A 16,982-nucleotide genomic window follows, 5' to 3' on the forward strand; every position below is an offset into this window, starting at 1 on the left:
ATTCCTCAAAACGGTTGTGCAAAAAATGAGTTGTAACGGGTTATAGATGATACAGGCAAGCCAGTCATCAAAACCAAAAGCTAAAAAAATGCCCCCAGAGGGGGCAAATGTAGTACAGCAATCGGTAGTACAGCAATCGATAGTACAGCAATCGGTAGTACAGCAATTATTAGCGCTGTAATAGTCAGCACTGCAAACGGCAGTGCTGAATTTGTAGAGGTCTGGATCAGGCGTTCGCTTTGCGAACCTCGTCCAGTACTCCGCGAGCGGCGAGAGGAATCTTGGTGCCAGGACCAAAGATGCCTTTGACACCGGCGTTGTAGAGGAAGTCGTAATCCTGTTTTGGAATCACGCCACCGGCAACGACGATGATGTCTTCGGCGCCCTGTTTTTTCAGTTCGGCAATCAGTTCGGGTACCAGAGTCTTGTGACCTGCGGCCTGAGAGGAGACGCCGACAACGTGTACGTCGTTCTCAACAGCTTGTTTGGCCACTTCTTCAGGCGTGGAGAACATGGGGGACAGGTCGATGTCGAAGCCTACGTCGGCAAAGGCGGTGGCAATGACTTTGGCGCCGCGATCGTGTCCGTCCTGACCCATTTTGCACACCAGCATACGTGGGCGACGGCCTTGTTCTTTCTCGAAAGCTTCGATGTCAGACTTGATCGCCTGCCAATCGCTGTCGTCCTCGTAAGGCGCGCCATAAACACCGGAAATGGTGCGGGCCTGAGCGTTGTAACGACCGAATTCTTCTTCCATTGCGTCAGAAATCTCCCCAACGGTAGCGCGCAGGCGAGCCGCTTTAACAGACAGATCCAGCAGGTTACCTTTGCCGGACTTGGCGGCTTCGGTAATATCGGCCAGAGCGGCTTTCACCGCGTCGTTATCGCGTTCAGCACGCAGCTTTTTCAGGTGGGCAATCTGGGAATCGCGAACGCGAACGTTGTCGACTTCCAGAATATCCAGATCGTCTTCTTTCTCGAGGATGTACTTGTTCACACCCACGATCACGTCTTCACCACGGTCGATACGGGCCTGCTTCTTGGCGGCGGATTCTTCGATACGCAGTTTTGGCAGACCGGCTTCGATGGCTTTTGCCATGCCACCGTTTTCTTCAATCTCTTCGATCAGCTCCCAGGCCTTATCGGCGATTTCCTGAGTCAGGGATTCCATCATGTAGGAACCGCCCCAGGGATCAGCAACCTGAGTAATGCCGGTCTCTTCCTGAATGATAATCTGAGTGTTACGGGCAATACGGGCAGAGAACTCAGTGGGCAGGGCTACGGCTTCGTCCAGCGCGTTGGTGTGCAGGGACTGGGTGCCACCAAATACAGCAGCCATGGCTTCGATGGTGGTACGAACCACGTTGTTGTACGGATCCTGTTCGGTCAGTGACCAGCCGGAAGTCTGTGAGTGGGTACGCAGCATGGAAGACTTGGGATTCTTCGGCTCGAACTCGCTCATGATGCGGTTCCACAGCAGGCGACCAGCGCGCAACTTGGCAATTTCCATGTAGAAGTTCATGGAGATGCCCCAGAAGAACGACAGACGCGGTGCGAAGGCATCCACATCCAAACCGGCATTGAGAGCGGTACGAACGTATTCACGGCCGTCAGACAGGGTGTAGGCCAACTCCAGTGCGGCATCGGCACCGGCTTCCTGAATGTGGTAACCGGAGATGGAAATGGAGTTGAACTTCGGCATGTGCTCAGAGGTGTAACCAATGATGTCGCCGATAATTTTCATCGATGGGGCAGGTGGGTAAATATAGGTGTTACGCACCATAAATTCTTTCAGAATGTCGTTCTGAATGGTTCCCGCCAGCTGGTCCTGAGAAACGCCTTGTTCCTCGGCGGCAACAATGTAGTTGGCCAGAATCGGCAAAACCGCACCGTTCATGGTCATGGACACAGACACTTTATCCAGCGGAATGCCGTCGAACAGAATCTTCATGTCTTCGACCGAGTCGATGGCAACACCGGCTTTACCCACATCTCCGGACACGCGAGGGTGATCGGAGTCATAACCGCGGTGAGTGGCCAAATCGAAGGCGACCGACACACCCTGGGCACCAGCGGCCAGGTTTTTACGGTAAAACGCATTGGATTCTTCAGCGGTTGAGAAGCCAGCGTACTGACGGATTGTCCAGGGACGGCCAGCGTACATGGTGGCCATGGGGCCGCGTACATAAGGCGCCATACCCGGGAAGGTGTCAGTAAATTCGAGGTTTTCAACGTCAGCTTTGGTGTACAGCGGCTTGATGTCGATACCTTCGGGCGTGTGCCAGGTCAGTTCTGCGGGGCTCAGGCCCTTGGTTTGCTTGGTGGCCAACGCTTCCCAGTCGGCTAATGTTGGTTTCTGGTCGGACATAAAGATTTCTCTTGTTGTCTGCCTCTGGTAATTCGCCAGAGGCCTGGTCGTTTTATTTTGACGCCATCTAATCACAAAACCCTTCAACTATGGATTGAGAAGTTTGTGCTAATGATGGACGATCTTGCTGTCTACAGTTTGGTGAGCTCCATCCGTTTCAGAAGCTCTGAAAGATCATGCTCAGTGAGCGTGATCTTCCTGTGGTTCGTTCAGTTCAATCAGTACGCCATCACAACTTTTCGGGTGAATAAAGATCACTTTGCAGTTGTGAGCGCCAATGGTGGGAGCGTCAGACAGGAATTGGTAACCCTTTTCCTTGAGGTGCGCCACATCGGCTTCAATGTCGTCAGTGCGAAAACACAGGTGATGCAGGCCGCCACCTTTCTTTTCAAGATAGCCGGCAATCGGGCCTTCGCCATTCAACGGGTGGACCAGCTCAATGCTGGTCTCAGGCAGAGGGAAAAACGCGGTGCTGGTTTTTGCGGAAGCTACGTCTTCCTTGCCTTCGTACTTCAGGCCGAAATCTTCCATAAAACGTTTGATCGCCTTTTCCAGATCGGGAACGGCAATGGCAATATGGTCCAGGGCAACAATCATGCTACTTCTCCCAGTTACGCGCTAAGTGTCAGTTGTGACAGAAAAACGTCCGTCTCGGCTTTGCGGCGAGCCTGAATCTGCTCTTCGGTCTCAATTTCAACCACTTCGTCCGGAGTGATTTTGAAAATGGGCTGACCTTTCTTAATGATAGTCCCATCCAGATCGACCAGAATCTCGTCGATGGTACCGGAGAAGGGGGCTGCCACTTTGTTGAACATTTTCATAACTTCAATAATGTACAGCGGCTCGCCGGCGTTGAAATGACTGCCCACTTCGACGAATGCCGGCATGCCTGGCGCTTCACAGGAGTAGAACATACCGCCGGTCGGGGCCAGGATTTCATCGGATTTGGCCACCGGTGGTGGTACCAGTACCTTGGCCATGGCTTTCTGCAGGCTCTCTTCGGTGAGACGCTCGGGAATGTTGATGCTGAGGTCTTCATTCACGTGCAACTCGAAGAAGTTGGTGCGGTAGCCAATGTAAGGCAGCAGGCTGAGTATGTCGCTGCCAGCCTGATAGCCGGCGTGAGCAGCCTGAGCCGCAGCCCACTGTTCGGCACCGATTCCGGCAGGTGCGCTGCCAGCCAGCAGTTCGACGATCTGGCCGTAGTCCTGAGTGCCCAGCTTTTCTTCCAGCACATCATAGAACGCAATGGCTTGCTGCAGGATCTCGTTGTCGTGCTCCCAGATCATTTCTGCGGCCGCTTTGCTTTCGCAGTAATCCATATTCAGGAAGTGATAGGTGTCTGCAAGGATGCGAATCGGGTTTTGTTTCCAGGTCAGTTTGCCGGCTTCCATGGAGTAAGCCGGTTGATTGACGCTCAACCAGCCCGCCAGCAGATGCGGCTCGGCCAGCAGCTGTTGCAGAGGGCGAGTCATCAGCAGTTGCTTGCGAGCCAGTACGTTTTGCAGGGCTGACTTTTCTTCGGCCGAGCTGGTGGCTTTCAGCAGTGATTGGCAGACCTGTTGATAGGCGTAGTTCACGTCCAGGTTGTTGGCTTCTTGCTTCAGCAGACCTACAGCGGTCAGATAAGGGACAATAAAGCGAGTGGTTGGACGGGCGTTGATGTTGTTGCCCAGGAACCAGTTAACCAGACCGTAGTGGAACTCAAGGTTGGTGGCCAGATCTTTACCGCGTAACTCAGTCACGCGCAGCACTTCGGCCATGCGCTCGTAGGTGTTGGTGCGATCGTCACCAATGGTCAGCAACAGGGCGATGTTGGAATCGTAGGCACCTGCCAGGTGATACTTCATGAACACGTCGGTGTCCGGGTTGTGCAGGCTGATGCCCTGATCGTCGCGAATTTCGCCTTCAATCGGGTTGGACCAGTTTTCAATGACGCCGCCAGCGTGGGGTTGCAGAGCTTGGTTGGTGGCGTTCATGCGCGCTTCTACAGACGCTTTGCTGCGCAGAATACGCTCAGGCTTCGGCAGGCGAGTGGTGTGAGCAGCAATCAAGACCATCACTTCGACCAGAGACTCGGCGATAAAGTATTCGTCGCTGTTGTCCGGGTTGGTGAACTTCAGTTTGTAGCAGAGCTCGGTAACACGGTGTTCAACCTGGATACGGGTGTTCATTTCCATGAAGTAGTGGGACTCGCCATCCACGATACACTCGAAGGTACCGACGGAATCCAGTTTTACGGCTTCACCGAACACAGCACCTTCGTGCTCCATTTTTTCCAGAATCACCAGATCTTTTTTCAGTTGCTCTGCTTCCGCGGTTTTACCCGCAGCTTCGGCCACTTCGATGGCGTCTTTCAGTTCTTCTTCGGTGACAGATACTTCCAGCAGCTTTTGTTCGTGCATCTGCAGGGAACAGTCACGGCCGCCCATGGTCATGCACCATTCACCGTTACCAACCACCTGAATTTCCTGGTGGCGGGTGGTGTCGATGTTCATTTCGATCAGAACGTTTTTGTTGTCGCCAACGCCGTTGGTTTTCAGCTCGATCAGACATTCCAGTACCAGAGACGGTACCTTGGCTGCCGCTTTTTCGACTTTTTCTTTGAGCGTTGCGCCTTCGTAAGAATTGGCGGATTGCAGAATACGTTGACCTTTACCGCCACCGCCGGCAATGGCTTTCAGACGGAAACGGTTGTTGGGTTTCTCGGCCAGCATGCGTTTGGCTTCAACCTGCAGGGCAGCGCCAATGTCGGCGGCATCAATAATGTCGATACCGGCGTCGTAAGAGGCGGCCAGAAGAGCCAGAGCCTGTTCTTCTACGTCCTTGCAGGACGCAAAGTCAACGGTCAGGTTGTTGTCAGCGGCACACTTTTCCAGTCCGTCTTTGCCGTACTTGGCAAACAACGCCAGGCTGGTGGCATTGTTGACGCCAGGTGTGACGGATACACCGGTTTCCAGCGCGGTGCGCTTGGCCTGGTCTTTCATGCCCGCAGATTTCTGGGTGAAAGAGCAGGGGCCAATAAAGTTCAGGCCGGCTTCTTCCATGGCTTCAACCATTTCGGCGTCTTCGGACATAAAGCCGTAGCCGGCGAAGATGGAGTTGTAACCGTTGGATTTGGCGATGTTGACGATTTGCTTGATGCGAACCGCACGCTCTTCCTTGTCGGCACCGGTGTAGTCAGGTACACGGTGAATGTGATCAGGATTGGTCAGGCTGCGCAGCTCGGGAGCCAGAGCGTTTTGGTAAGTGATGGAGTCTTTTTCAGACAGCAAAATACCGTAGTGCTCAATGCCCATCTCGGTAAATACGTCGATGGCTTCTTTACGAATGGGGCCACGACAGATAATCAGCGGGCGCATGTGGGTACAGTCAAAGCTGCGAACCCACTCGCTGTCGGCGTTTGCCAGACGGCGATCCTTGTGGATCAAAGGGTTGTTCAGATAATTAGTGTTGCTGTTTTTCACGGCTCTAGCCTCTATAAATTTGTTTGTTTCGTTGCCTAAACGTGCGCGGTTTTAGTGGAACTCGCGTTGCGGACCGGCGAAGGGTTCGGGTGTGTAATGACGCAAATGGAAGTCCATTTGTTTACACAGCACTTCACGCAGATCAGAAGGCATAACAATTTGAGAAATAGAGCCCAGGCTCAGGGCTTCGTTCGGGTTCATCAGCTCCGCTTCGTAGCGATCTTTCAGGGCTTTGTCCTGAGCCGCTTGCCAGGCCAGAACGTCCGCTTCCGGCTCGCCAGCAGCCAGACGCTTTTTCACTTCGGCACGGATGGCTTTGACTTCGTCTTTGTAAACAAACTCAACACCGGCGGGGCCCATTACCGCAGCGCGGGTAGAAGGCAAGGCGCAAACAAAGTCAGCACCGGTAGGGTAGTTGTTATAGGACGCGTAAGCACCACCAAAGGCGTTACGGATAATCATCAGGAAGCGCGGCGTACGCAGGTCGATGATGGCATCCAGCATGGCGCGACCGGCCTGCACGATACCGCCAGCTTCCTGTTCACGACCGGGCAGGAAGCCAGTGGTGTCTTCCATAAAGATCATGGGAATGTTGTACAGGTTACAGAAGCGGATAAAACGAGCATTCTTCAGGGCTGCATCAATGTCGATCTGACCCGAGGATACGGCGGAGTTGTTGGCCACAAAACCAATGACATTACCGCCCATACGACCCAGAGCACACACGGTGTTGCGGGCGCGATCGGGTTGGATTTCCATAAAGTCGCCGTGGTCACACAGCTGCTGGATCATGATGGTGACGTCCAGCGGTGTGTTGAACCCGCTGGGTGAGTTGAAGGCTTTCTTCAACAGAATGTCGATGTCCCAGGTTTTACGGTCAATCGGGTCAGACGTTGGCTGGAAAGGGGCCAGTACAGAGTTGTTGTCCGGAATGTAGTTCAGCAGTGCTTTTACTTTGCGCAGTGCAGCCACTTCGTCCGGTACCACAAAATCGGTCACGCCAGATTGGCTGTGAACGCCAGGGCCACCCAGTTCGTCGGGGGTTACGTCTTCACCCAGAACGGATTTCACAACGCCAGGGCCGGTCAGGCCAAAGAAGGTTTCATTGGGCTGAATCAGGAAAGAACCCTGACGTGGCAGGTAAGAACCACCACCGGCGTTAAAGCCGAACATACACATAATGGAAGGCACAACACCGCTGATCTTGCGCAATGCAGTAAACGCTTCAGCGTAGCCGTCCAGACCGCCGACACCGGCAGGGACAAAAGCACCGGCAGAGTCGTTCATGCCTACAAGAGGGATGCGACGCTTGCCCGCCAGCTCAAACAGGCGAGCCAGCTTTTTACCGTTGGTGGCATCCATGGAGCCCGCGCGAACCGTAAAGTCATGCCCGTAAACGGCAACATCGCGGCCATTGATCTTGACTACGGCAGTCACAATCGAGGCGCCGTCCAGATTCTTGCCCCAGTTCTGGAACAGAACCTGAGGATCTTCGTCTGTCAGGAAAGCGAGACGTTCCCAGATGGTCATACGCTGCTTGGCGTGCTGACGCTCTACAGCAGGTACACCAGCCGCTTTGCGGGGACGTTGGATCAGATCGTAACCTTGTTTCAGATTTTCTTCGTACAAACCCGGCTCGTAAGAGGCCTGTCCGGGAACACTGAATTCCACTTCTGCGGCATCATCGAATGGGTTGACGAGGGTTGCCTGCGGCTTAGTTGCGTTCGTCATGCTTATTCCAGCTCTTGTTGGTCATGTTGACGTTCGGGGGCTTTGCGAAAGGCCGAGCCCGACTTTTTATTCCCGGTTCTGTGTGTTGGGGTTAATCACAGAACAGGACTTATTAGGTGGTCGGATCTTAATGTCTTATGTCTATCTTTGGAACAGCTTAATACGTCCGTAATAACCACTCATAAATTTTGTAAGCTATTGATATATATTTAAAAAACATATTTTACGTGATTGAAATTGTTACAAAAAATTATAATTAAAATAGACAAAAACATACTTCAAAAAAATAATTTTGTGATTTTGGATGGTAGAAAGTGTCTATTTTGAGGTTGTCTGATCAAAAGCTGCGCACTGCAAGTGCACGGTTTGAGATTTTGTGCTCAGCAATTGGGCGACATGGACATGACCATAGGGTCGTTTGCCCATCAGCATAGTGTAAAAAAGGGGAGTGTGCTCAAGACCCAAGCCGCTTTGGCGGTTTTGTCTATATTGCCGAAATAAGATGATTAAACGGATGTTTTGCTGCGAGACTGTCTGGCAGAGCGGAAGGCGCGGGGTGTCTGGCCAGACCACTGCTTGAAGGCCCGGGTGAAGGCTCTGGGTTCACTGAAATCCAGCAGGCGCGCCACTTCTGCGATGTTCAGACTGCGGTTGGCCAGCAGCTTTGTGGCCAGATCACTGCGAAGATTGTCCTTGATCTGTTGATAGCTGGTGCCTTCGGCATTCAGCTTGCGCCTCAGGGTTTGCTCACTGATGTCCAGCTGCTCAGCAATTTCATTGGATTTAGGCAGTACCAATACGGTGTTGGGCTTGGGCTGCAGCATCTGGTTGATCCGGGCGGTGAGGCTGGTGTCCTCGCCGGGGATGGTGAGCATGTCGATGGGCGCGCGGCGCAGGAACACCTGAAGCTCTCGCTGACTTTTGACCAAAGGCTGGTTGAGGTAGTGGCGATGAAATACCAGCCGATTGACCTTGCTTTTCAGGTAGGTAGGGCAGCGGTATAAAACGCGGAATTCATCGGCGTCCAGTGGTGTGTAGTTGATATAGGTACCCAGTAATTTAATGGGTTTACCAATGTACCAGCTGGCAAAGCGGTGCCAGATAACATGCCAGTATTCGATATAGAAGTGTTCAAAATCCAGTTCAGGGCGACGAAACACCGTGGTCAGGTAAACATGGTCACCTTCATATTCCAGTGACATTTGCAGTTCATCGGTGATCTGGTTGTAAAAGCGGATGCCTTTTTGCAGCAGTTCTTCCAGGGTTTCAGCCGTGGATACCCAATCTGCCATCAGGGCAAAGGTGCCGTATTTACAGGGGTGTTCCGTGAATCCCATAAACTCATCATTCAGGGCGCGACTGATGTCGCCATAGAGTTTGGCCACCAGATCCACATGGATACGTGCTTTGGGGTCCTTAAGGGGTTTTTCAGGGATGCGAGCCTGACGCAACAGGGCTTTGGTATCCAGCCCCTTTGCAGCCGCGCCGCCCAATGCACTTTTTATGTAGTGAACACCAATGGTTGCCATAACGGTAGATGCTTTATCCCTATAGATGCATTACGTATACATGTACTAGCACGAAAGATTCATGCTAAAAGATGACCGAAAGGTTACCAGAAGTCTGTTCTCTGGTCACAGCCTGTTAAACAGGGTTTTCGTGTCCTCAGTCCCACCGTACAATCCCTTTCATGAATGATGCATCCGACAAAAAGCACCTTTTGGTTCTCTACCATACCCAGTCTGGCAATACCGGCCGGCTGGCTGAAGCGGTGTACCGCGGTGCCTGTGCCGAGTCTGAAACCACCGAGACCCGGCTGGTTCGTGCTGCCGAGGGCACGCTGGAAGACTTGCTCTGGTGTGATGCTGTGCTGTTTGGTACGCCGGAAAACTTCGGTTACATGAGCGGCATGCTCAAGGATTTTTTTGACCGCACTTATTACCCGGCAGAACCCTATGAGCTCAATCGGCCCTATGGTTTGTTTATTTCTGCGGGCAATGACGGCACGGGTGCGGTGAGGGAGTGCGATCGTATTTTGTTGGGATACCCCATGAAAAAAGTGATGGAACCGTTGATAGCTCGTGGTGAAATTACTGATGATCATCTGACAGCGGCAGAAGAGTTTGGTCAAACTCTTGCCTGTGGTTTAAGCATGGGAGTGTTTTGAGAGACGCCCTGAGCCGCAGTCGCTAACCACCAGTAATTGAATAAACTCAATTCCAGCCATCAAGGATGAAGGCGTGTGAGTTCACTGATCTTTCGAATTCTTTTTGTCAGTGCATTTGTGCTGGCATCGTTATTACCTGAAATTCCCTCCGTATCTGTTTGTTCCCTGATGGCTGCCTTTGTTGTTGTCTCTTCAGTTTGCCTCGGCTTCTTTCTATCCAGTGATGATCAAAAAAGCGGGCTGATAAAACTCTCCGTTGTACTTTTGGCTTTTATCTGGGCAATTGGCTGGGGGAGTTCACGACTCGATAACAGGCTGGCCCCCGAGCTGGAAGGTATCGATCTATGGGTTGAGGGACGGGTGGATGGCTTGGTGTCCAAACAGGTGGAAGCATCTCGCGTTATTCAACGGATGACGCTACGGGTAGACAGCATATCGCTTGAGGGGGGTAAACCGATTGAGCGGGTGCCTTCAAAGATCCGATTGTCATTGTATGACGGCCCTGTGATCCGTGGTGGCGAAGGCTGGCGTTTTCAGGTGCGATTAAAACGGCCTCACGGTTTTGCCAATCCCGGAGGGTTCGATTACGAGCGTTGGCTGCTCAGCCGCGGCATAGGGGCCACCGGTTATGTGCGTTTGAGGGATGAGGCAAGAGTAAGCGCACTGGATAGTCCGCCGCAGTTGTGGCGCTCCGGCTTACGACAGAATCTGCTTGAGCAGTTTGGGCGTGATCGCTCATTGGCGGTCATGCTGGCACTGTCTATGGGGGATCGCTCTGTCATGGAAGAGGGGGATGCTAACACCGTACAGCAGATGGGCCTGAGTCATTTGCTGTCTATTTCCGGCTTGCATATTGGTCTGGCGGCAGCGGTGGGTTTTCTAATCGGTCGCATGATCGGTGCCTGTCTGAGTCTTGGTTTTCCCCTGCGGATATATGGGCCTCATTGTGCCTGGGGCTGTGCGGTCATGGTTGCCGCTGTCTATGGCTGGATGGCGGGTTTTTCTCTCGCGACGCAGCGAGCACTGATCATGCTGGTTGCGGCGGCTTTCTGGTATTGCTGTTATCGCCGCTACAGTGTCTGGCAGGGGTTGTGGGTATCCATGATGGCTGTGCTGTTGCTGCAGCCTTTATCGATTCTGGAGCCTGGCTTCTGGTTTTCGTTTGGCGCGGTTGGCGTGCTGTTGTTGCTGTTGTCACGTCCGGCACAGGGCTGGCTTGAGACATTGTGGGTGCTGTTAAAAATGCAGCTGGCTCTGTTTTTGACGATGGGGTTGTTGCAGCTGTTTTGGGGGATGCCAATCAGTTTTGTCTCACCTGTGGTGAATTATCTGGCGGTGCCTTTTGTCAGTGTCGTGGTGGTACCACTGATTCTTTTCGCCCTGTTTGTGAGCTTGTGGTCTCAACAGCTCGCCAGCTATCTCTGGCAGTTGACCCATTTAACGGTGGATGGATTTTGGTGGGGGCTGGATCAGTTTTCAGAATTGGCTGCTCATGGGTTACTGACGCCTGAAGTCCAGTTAAGTCCACTGGCTTTTGCTGTGGCTTGTTTCGGTTTGGTGCTGGCCATCTTGCCGCTGAATGTATCCACTCGCATTTTGGGACTGATGGCCGTGCTTGGGGTTGCATTGCCTGCTGCACCCGCACATCGACAGGCAGCGATCACCGTGCTGGATGTTGGGCAGGGGCTGGCTATTGTCGCCGGTAGCAGCAACCGCTGGATGGTCTACGATACCGGCCCGGGGTACTCGGAAAGTTTTGATGCGGGCAGTGCGGTGGTCGTGCCTTTTCTGTTTGATCGGGGTGTTCGCTCGCTGGATTTGGGTGTGATTGGCCATTGGGACCGGGATCACAGCGGCGGGCTTCAGTCCCTCCTGCAGGGCGTGGCCGTTTCACGCTGGATAAGTGGCGGCAAGACCCCTGAATATGTAGAGCAAAAGGCGCTGTTCGAACCTTGTGATCAGGACTCGCGGCTAAAGATAGGCGATTGGTCGGTATCGGTTCTGGGGGATGAACGCTGGGCAGGTGCCGACACCAATAACGCCTCCTGTGTCTTGCTGCTCGAAGCCTACGGGTTTCGGGCCTTGTTGCCTGGGGATATTGAAAGGTCCCGAGAGTTTTCCCTGTTGTCTCACCCTGCGTTGCAAGAGCCGGTGGATCTGCTGGTGGCGCCTCATCACGGTAGCGGCACGTCATCGTCCATTGCCCTGGTGAAACAATTGTCTCCGCGCTGGGTGGTGTTCAGTGCAGGTTATCGCAACCGCTACGGTCACCCGCAGCGTCAAGTGGTTGAGCGCTATCAGAAAGAAGGGGCAGAGCTGCTTCACACCAGTCGGGCAGGAGCCATTGAATTTCAGGTGGGGGCGGGGCCAGTGGTGGATCTGCACCGGTATCGTCAGGATGTGCGCCGGTATTGGCGCCAGTTTGATTTTGAGTGAAAACGGCAGGTCTCGCTATCTTATTGATGTCAGTGAGGTTTTTTTAAATATCGCTGGCAAAATCTGAGAGCCAGGGGGAGTTCTAATGCTCTGGGAGTGTGGTAAAGTCCTGCATCAGAAAAATGATGGCACCGGTATCAGGGTGCTCACAATGACAACAAGAGATTCTGGAGCAAGAAGTGCTGGAAATTGTATCTGCCGGTGGCTGGCTGATGTTGCCGATTATTTTGTGTTCAATTGCTGTGATCGCGATCAGTATTGAGCGGTATTGGACATTAAATGCTCAGAAAATCGCTCCCAAGCAATTGCTGGCTCAGGTGTGGGGCTGGATTAAAAACAACCAGCTGGACGCTTCCAAGCTCAAAGAACTGAAACAATCCTCCGAGCTGGGTCAGATTCTGGCGGCGGGTTTGAGCAACTCCCGTCATGGTCGTGATGTGATGAAAGACAGCATCGAAGAGGCCGCCAGCAAGGTGGTTCACGATCTGGAGCGCTACCTGGGTGCTCTCGGAACCATTGCTGCGGTAGCGCCTCTGTTGGGCCTGCTGGGTACGGTGCTGGGGATGATCAAAGTGTTTACCGCCATCATGATGCAGGGCACGGGCAATGCCGGCGTTCTGGCCGGTGGTATTTCTGAAGCCCTGATCACCACCGCTGCAGGCTTGTGTGTCGCGATTCCGGCCATGGTGGTGCATCGTTTCTTTACCCGTAAAGTGGATGGCCTGGTGGTTACCATGGAGCAGGAAGCTGTGAAACTGGTGGATGCGTTACACAGTGAACGTCGAGTTGACGTGAAATCGTCTTGAGGATGCTGAAGTGAAGTTTAAACGACAGCTTCAGACGGAAGACTCCGTCAACCTGACGCCCCTGATCGATGTGGTCTTTTTGCTGCTGATCTTCTTTATGGTGTCGACCACCTTTACCAAAGAAACCCATCTGACCGTCGACCTCCCGGAAGCCAATGGCGAGCCTGCGTTAAAGAATGACAAGGTCATGGACATTCTGATCGCTGCCGACGGCAGCTATTCGGTCAACGGTCAGTCTTTGATCAACAAGAAGCCGGAAACCCTCAGATCTGCCCTGGAGAAATTGTCAGAAGGGGATAATTCGGCTCCTCTGACGATCACGGCCGATGCCAAATCCAGCCACCAGGCGGTGGTGACGGCCATGGATGTCGCTGGTCAGCTGGGCTTTATTCATCTCAGTATCACCACCCGTAAACCCACAGAAGACGGCGAATAGCGTGGCTGCGCCCAAATCCAGTCATTCCAGAGAAGCCTTCTGGCTGGATGCCTGGTATCAGGGGCGGTGGTGGTTGTGGCTGTTGTGGCCGTTGAGTCTGTTACTGCGCTTGCTGGCCGGTGTTCGCCGTCGTCGTTTGCAGAAGCGGGCCACGCCTTTTTCTGCGCCGGTGATTGTTGTCGGCAATATTACACTCGGTGGCACCGGCAAAACCCCGGTGATCATCGCCCTGGTCCGCTACCTCAAAGCGCAGGGGCTGCGACCGGGTGTCATCAGCCGTGGTTACGGCGGATCTGCACCATCCTATCCTTATTTTGTCAGCGCCACGTCCCCGGTGTCCGAGAGTGGTGATGAGCCACTGCTGATCGCCATGGAAGCCGATTGCCCCGTGATGGTCGGGGCTGACCGCAACGCCTCTGTCCAGAAATTGATCAACGAGCATCAGTGTAACGTCATCTTGAGCGATGACGGCATGCAGCATTACAAGTTGTCCCGCCAGTGGGAGATCTGTTTGCTGGATGGCGCAAGGCTGCTGGGCAATGGGCTGTGTCTGCCCGCTGGGCCGTTGCGTGAAGGGCCAGAAAGGTTGCAAGAAGTCGACTGCGTGATTGTTAATGGTTCAAAGCAGGGTGTTTCTGTGAATGGGGTAGAGGCCCTCCCCATGTCATTGCAGCCCACAGCCTGGTGCAATGTGCAGACCGGAGAGCAGTTGCCGCTGGACGCTTTGCCGTTTGCAGGCGATACAGTGGTCAATGCGGTGACCGGGATTGGCAATCCTGACCGTTTTTACAAAACCCTGCAGGGTCTGGGCATTGCCGTAAGAGGGCAGTCTTTCCCGGATCATCACGCGTTTCACGCGGAAGATCTGGCCTATGTGGGTTCCCGACCCCTTCTGATGACCGCCAAGGATGCGGTAAAATGCCAGTCCTTTGCCAAGCCGGATTGGTGGTATCTGTCGGTCGAAGCCGACTTGCCCGCGCAATTCTACGACCAGTTTTCTGAGTTTTTGTCGAAATCCGGTCTGGTTGGCTAACATATTCATTAAGCGGGCTGAGCCTCACGCCCCATTACTTATCGAGATTCTTTAATGAAGTTTACCGTCGTCATCCCTGCACGCTATGCCTCAACCCGTTTGCCCGCAAAACCCTTGAAGGACATTGCCGGCAAACCGATGATTCAGTGGGTGTATGAGCAGGCGCTTTTGAGTGACGCCAGTCAGGTGGTCATCGCGACTGATGATCAGCGCATTGCAGATGTTGTTGAAGGCTTTGGCGGCAAGTTCTGCATGACCTCAGACAAGCATGAGTCGGGCACGGACCGTCTGCAGGAAGTCGCCGACCAGCTGGGTCTCGATGACAGTGATATTGTGGTCAATGTGCAGGGCGACGAGCCGCTGATTCCCCCGTCTGTGATTAATCAGGTGGCTTTGAACCTGGCGAATGCACAAGGCGCCAGCGTGGCAACCCTGAGCGAACCCATTCACGATAAGGCGGACTTTCTGAACCCCAATGTCGTGAAGGTCGTGGCGGACAAAAATGGTCTCGCCCTGTATTTCAGCCGTTCCTCCATGCCCTGGCCGCGGGATGAATTCGCCAAAGGCGTCGAGACTGCTGCGTTGCCCGATAGCAGCCTGTTTCAGCGACACATTGGCATTTACGCCTACCGTGTCAGCCTGCTCAATCAGTTTGTCGAATGGCCGGTCGCTCCCATTGAATCACTCGAATGTCTGGAGCAGCTGAGAGTCCTGTGGAATGGTCACCGGATTCATGTGCAGGAGGCCGTCGAGGCCGTCCCCGGAGGCGTGGATACCGAAGAAGACTTGCAGCGCGTACGCCAGTATTTGGCGGCTGCCAGTAGTTAAAAACCAAAGCAGAGGTTTCGTACTCCCATGATCAAAGTGATGTTTGTTTGTCTGGGCAATATTTGCCGCTCGCCAACCGCACAGGGTGTGTTTTCCGGGTTGGTGAAAGCAAGGGGCCTGGACGACAAAATATTCGTGGACTCATCGGGCACCAGCAACTGGCACATTGGCGAGCCGCCCGATCCCCGTTCTGTGGCCATGGCGCTTGAACGCGGGGTCGACCTGAGTTCGCTGCGTGGCAGTCAGGTGACGCGGGAAGACTTCGATACCTTTGATTATATTTTGGCGATGGACAAACAAAACCTGTCGAATTTAAGAGCCATCGCCCCCGCAGACTACACGGGGCATCTGGATCTGTTTCTGCGTTTTGACGCGTCCTCTCAAGTCGAAGAAGTGCCAGACCCGTATTATGGTGGCGAGTCCGGATTTATTCATGTTGTGGATTTAATCGAAGCGGCGTCCGAGGGGTTGCTGCAACATATTGTTGATCATAAGTTCTAATTGACGATCATAAATTTTGAATGCTTTGATTTTTTAAGCCTCGTAACAGTGGAAATGCTCAATGGATAATCACTCTGCAATGCCTCTGCCGACCATGATGCCGTCAGCGTCGTTGCAGTCTCTCAATACCCTGGCGGTGCCTGCGACCGCGGCATTTCTGGCTCGTGTGAGTTCGGTGGAGCAATTGCGCGCTGTGTTGGCCTGGCGAAAGCAAGAGGCCGGGCAGGGCGATCCGTTGCCGATCATGGCGTTGGGAGGCGGCAGCAACGTGGTGTTGGCTGCGGATTTTCCCGGACTGGTATTGCAGATCGACATTCAGGGGCGCGACATCATTGCCGAAGATGATGATTATGTCTGGCTGAAAGTGGGCGCCGGTGAAAACTGGCATCAACTGGTGGAGTTCTGCATGAACTTTCACTACTGGGGATTGGAAAATCTGGCTCTCATTCCCGGCTCGGTGGGTGCGGCCCCTATTCAGAATATCGGTGCCTACGGTGTCGAGTTGTGTGATTACTTCTCTGAACTCAGTGCTGTCGAGATCAAAAGTGGTCTCAGTGTGAACTTCGACAAAACTGCCTGCCGTTTTGGTTATCGGGACAGTATTTTCAAGCAGCAAATGAAGGATCGCTACATCATTACTTCGGTGACTTTCAAACTCAGAAAAGAGCCCGCCGTTGTGTGTGAATATCCCGCGTTAAAGCAATTTTTTGAACAGCAGTCAGAAGAGGGGCTTGAGTACGGTGTCGAGCCGCCTTCGCCGCACCGGGTATTCGATGCGGTTTGCAGTATTCGTCAAAGCAAACTCCCGGACCCTGATGTGATTCCCAATGTGGGCAGCTTTTTCAAAAACCCGGTCGTCACTCAGGAGCAGTACCAGAACTTGCAGCAGCAACATGAAGGTCTGGTAGGTTACCCGGTTGAGAATGGTCAAATAAAGCTGGCGGCGGGTTGGTTGATTGATCAGGCCGGCTGGCGGGGTTATCAGCAAAACTCGGTGGGTGTTCACAAAGATCAGGCGCTGGTGTTGGTCAATCCGGGTCATGCCAGTGGCGCAGAAATTTTGCTTCTGGCCAAAAAGATTCAAGACGACATCAAGGCCAAATTTGGTGTGGTTTTAGAGGTTGAGCCTCGTATCTATCAGTAACTCGTATCTATCAGTAACTCGTATCTATCAGTAAATTGATCGATGAGTTGTGCAGGGCGCATTAA

Annotated in this window: 13 protein-coding genes; 8 read left to right on the plus strand and 5 right to left on the minus strand. The window is 53.3% G+C overall.

Annotation, left to right across the window (positions count from 1 at the left end; all coding sequences use genetic code 11):
- Positions 1-226 precede the first annotated feature (226 nt).
- The 5 genes from scpA to KOI40_RS11335 all read right to left on the minus strand — a co-directional run bounded on the left by scpA (position 227) and on the right by KOI40_RS11335 (position 9,095).
- Positions 227-2,368: a methylmalonyl-CoA mutase gene (scpA, locus tag KOI40_RS11315; protein ID WP_216097639.1), complete on the minus strand. Its 2,142-nt coding sequence runs from the start codon at positions 2,366-2,368 to the stop codon at positions 227-229.
- Between the two features lie 180 nt (positions 2,369-2,548).
- Positions 2,549-2,965, minus strand: coding sequence for a methylmalonyl-CoA epimerase (gene mce, locus KOI40_RS11320; protein WP_216097640.1), 417 nt, complete (start codon positions 2,963-2,965; stop codon positions 2,549-2,551).
- 14 nt (positions 2,966-2,979) lie between these two features.
- Positions 2,980-5,835 carry a biotin/lipoyl-containing protein gene (locus KOI40_RS11325; RefSeq protein ID WP_216097641.1) on the minus strand — a complete coding sequence of 952 codons (2,856 nt, stop codon included), beginning with the start codon at positions 5,833-5,835 and terminating at the stop codon, positions 2,980-2,982.
- 51 nt (positions 5,836-5,886) lie between these two features.
- A complete protein-coding gene (locus KOI40_RS11330; RefSeq protein ID WP_216097642.1) occupies positions 5,887-7,566 on the minus strand; it encodes an acyl-CoA carboxylase subunit beta in 1,680 nt (559 codons plus the stop codon).
- Between the two features lie 506 nt (positions 7,567-8,072).
- Positions 8,073-9,095, minus strand: coding sequence for an AraC family transcriptional regulator (locus KOI40_RS11335; protein WP_216097643.1), 1,023 nt, complete (start codon positions 9,093-9,095; stop codon positions 8,073-8,075).
- Between the two features lie 161 nt (positions 9,096-9,256).
- Here KOI40_RS11335 and KOI40_RS11340 point away from each other — a divergent pair, with 161 nt between their 5' ends.
- The 8 genes from KOI40_RS11340 to murB all read left to right on the plus strand — a co-directional run bounded on the left by KOI40_RS11340 (position 9,257) and on the right by murB (position 16,917).
- A complete protein-coding gene (locus KOI40_RS11340) occupies positions 9,257-9,733 on the plus strand; it encodes a flavodoxin family protein (protein WP_216097644.1) in 477 nt (158 codons plus the stop codon).
- A 75-nt stretch (positions 9,734-9,808) separates the two neighbouring features.
- Positions 9,809-12,169, plus strand: a complete 2,361-nt coding sequence (locus KOI40_RS11345) for a DNA internalization-related competence protein ComEC/Rec2 (protein WP_216097645.1) — start codon at positions 9,809-9,811, stop codon at positions 12,167-12,169.
- Positions 12,170-12,348: 179 nt separating this feature from the next.
- Positions 12,349-12,975 (plus strand): MotA/TolQ/ExbB proton channel family protein, encoded by a 627-nt coding sequence (locus KOI40_RS11350; protein WP_216097646.1) that lies wholly within the window; start codon positions 12,349-12,351, stop codon positions 12,973-12,975.
- 10 nt (positions 12,976-12,985) lie between these two features.
- Positions 12,986-13,411, plus strand: a complete 426-nt coding sequence (locus tag KOI40_RS11355; RefSeq protein ID WP_216097647.1) for an ExbD/TolR family protein — start codon at positions 12,986-12,988, stop codon at positions 13,409-13,411.
- A 1-nt stretch (position 13,412) separates the two neighbouring features.
- Positions 13,413-14,444 (plus strand): tetraacyldisaccharide 4'-kinase, encoded by a 1,032-nt coding sequence (gene lpxK, locus KOI40_RS11360; protein WP_216097648.1) that lies wholly within the window; start codon positions 13,413-13,415, stop codon positions 14,442-14,444.
- Positions 14,445-14,498: 54 nt separating this feature from the next.
- A complete protein-coding gene (gene kdsB / locus KOI40_RS11365; RefSeq protein ID WP_216097649.1) occupies positions 14,499-15,272 on the plus strand; it encodes a 3-deoxy-manno-octulosonate cytidylyltransferase in 774 nt (257 codons plus the stop codon).
- Between the two features lie 27 nt (positions 15,273-15,299).
- Entirely contained in the window at positions 15,300-15,773 is a 474-nt protein-coding gene (locus KOI40_RS11370) for a low molecular weight protein-tyrosine-phosphatase (protein ID WP_216097650.1), read from the plus strand.
- A 61-nt stretch (positions 15,774-15,834) separates the two neighbouring features.
- Positions 15,835-16,917, plus strand: coding sequence for a UDP-N-acetylmuramate dehydrogenase (gene murB / locus KOI40_RS11375; protein WP_233710213.1), 1,083 nt, complete (start codon positions 15,835-15,837; stop codon positions 16,915-16,917).
- Positions 16,918-16,982 lie beyond the last annotated feature (65 nt).

The sequence above is a fragment of the Pseudomaricurvus albidus genome (assembly GCF_018863235.1).
GTDB lineage: Bacteria > Pseudomonadota > Gammaproteobacteria > Pseudomonadales > Cellvibrionaceae > Pseudomaricurvus > Pseudomaricurvus albidus.

Bases quoted from the DNA above. Each gene is read 5' to 3' on its own strand.
- scpA (WP_216097639.1), bottom strand. From the start codon at position 2,368: ATGTCCGACCAGAAACCAACATTAGCCGACTGGGAAGCGTTGGCCACC.
- mce (WP_216097640.1), bottom strand. From the start codon at position 2,965: ATGATTGTTGCCCTGGACCATATTGCCATTGCCGTTCCCGATCTGGAA.
- KOI40_RS11330 (WP_216097642.1), bottom strand. From the start codon at position 7,566: ATGACGAACGCAACTAAGCCGCAGGCAACCCTCGTCAACCCATTCGAT.
- KOI40_RS11335 (WP_216097643.1), bottom strand. From the start codon at position 9,095: ATGGCAACCATTGGTGTTCACTACATAAAAAGTGCATTGGGCGGCGCG.
- KOI40_RS11340 (WP_216097644.1), top strand. From the start codon at position 9,257: ATGAATGATGCATCCGACAAAAAGCACCTTTTGGTTCTCTACCATACC.
- kdsB (WP_216097649.1), top strand. From the start codon at position 14,499: ATGAAGTTTACCGTCGTCATCCCTGCACGCTATGCCTCAACCCGTTTG.
- KOI40_RS11370 (WP_216097650.1), top strand. From the start codon at position 15,300: ATGATCAAAGTGATGTTTGTTTGTCTGGGCAATATTTGCCGCTCGCCA.
- murB (WP_233710213.1), top strand. From the start codon at position 15,835: ATGGATAATCACTCTGCAATGCCTCTGCCGACCATGATGCCGTCAGCG.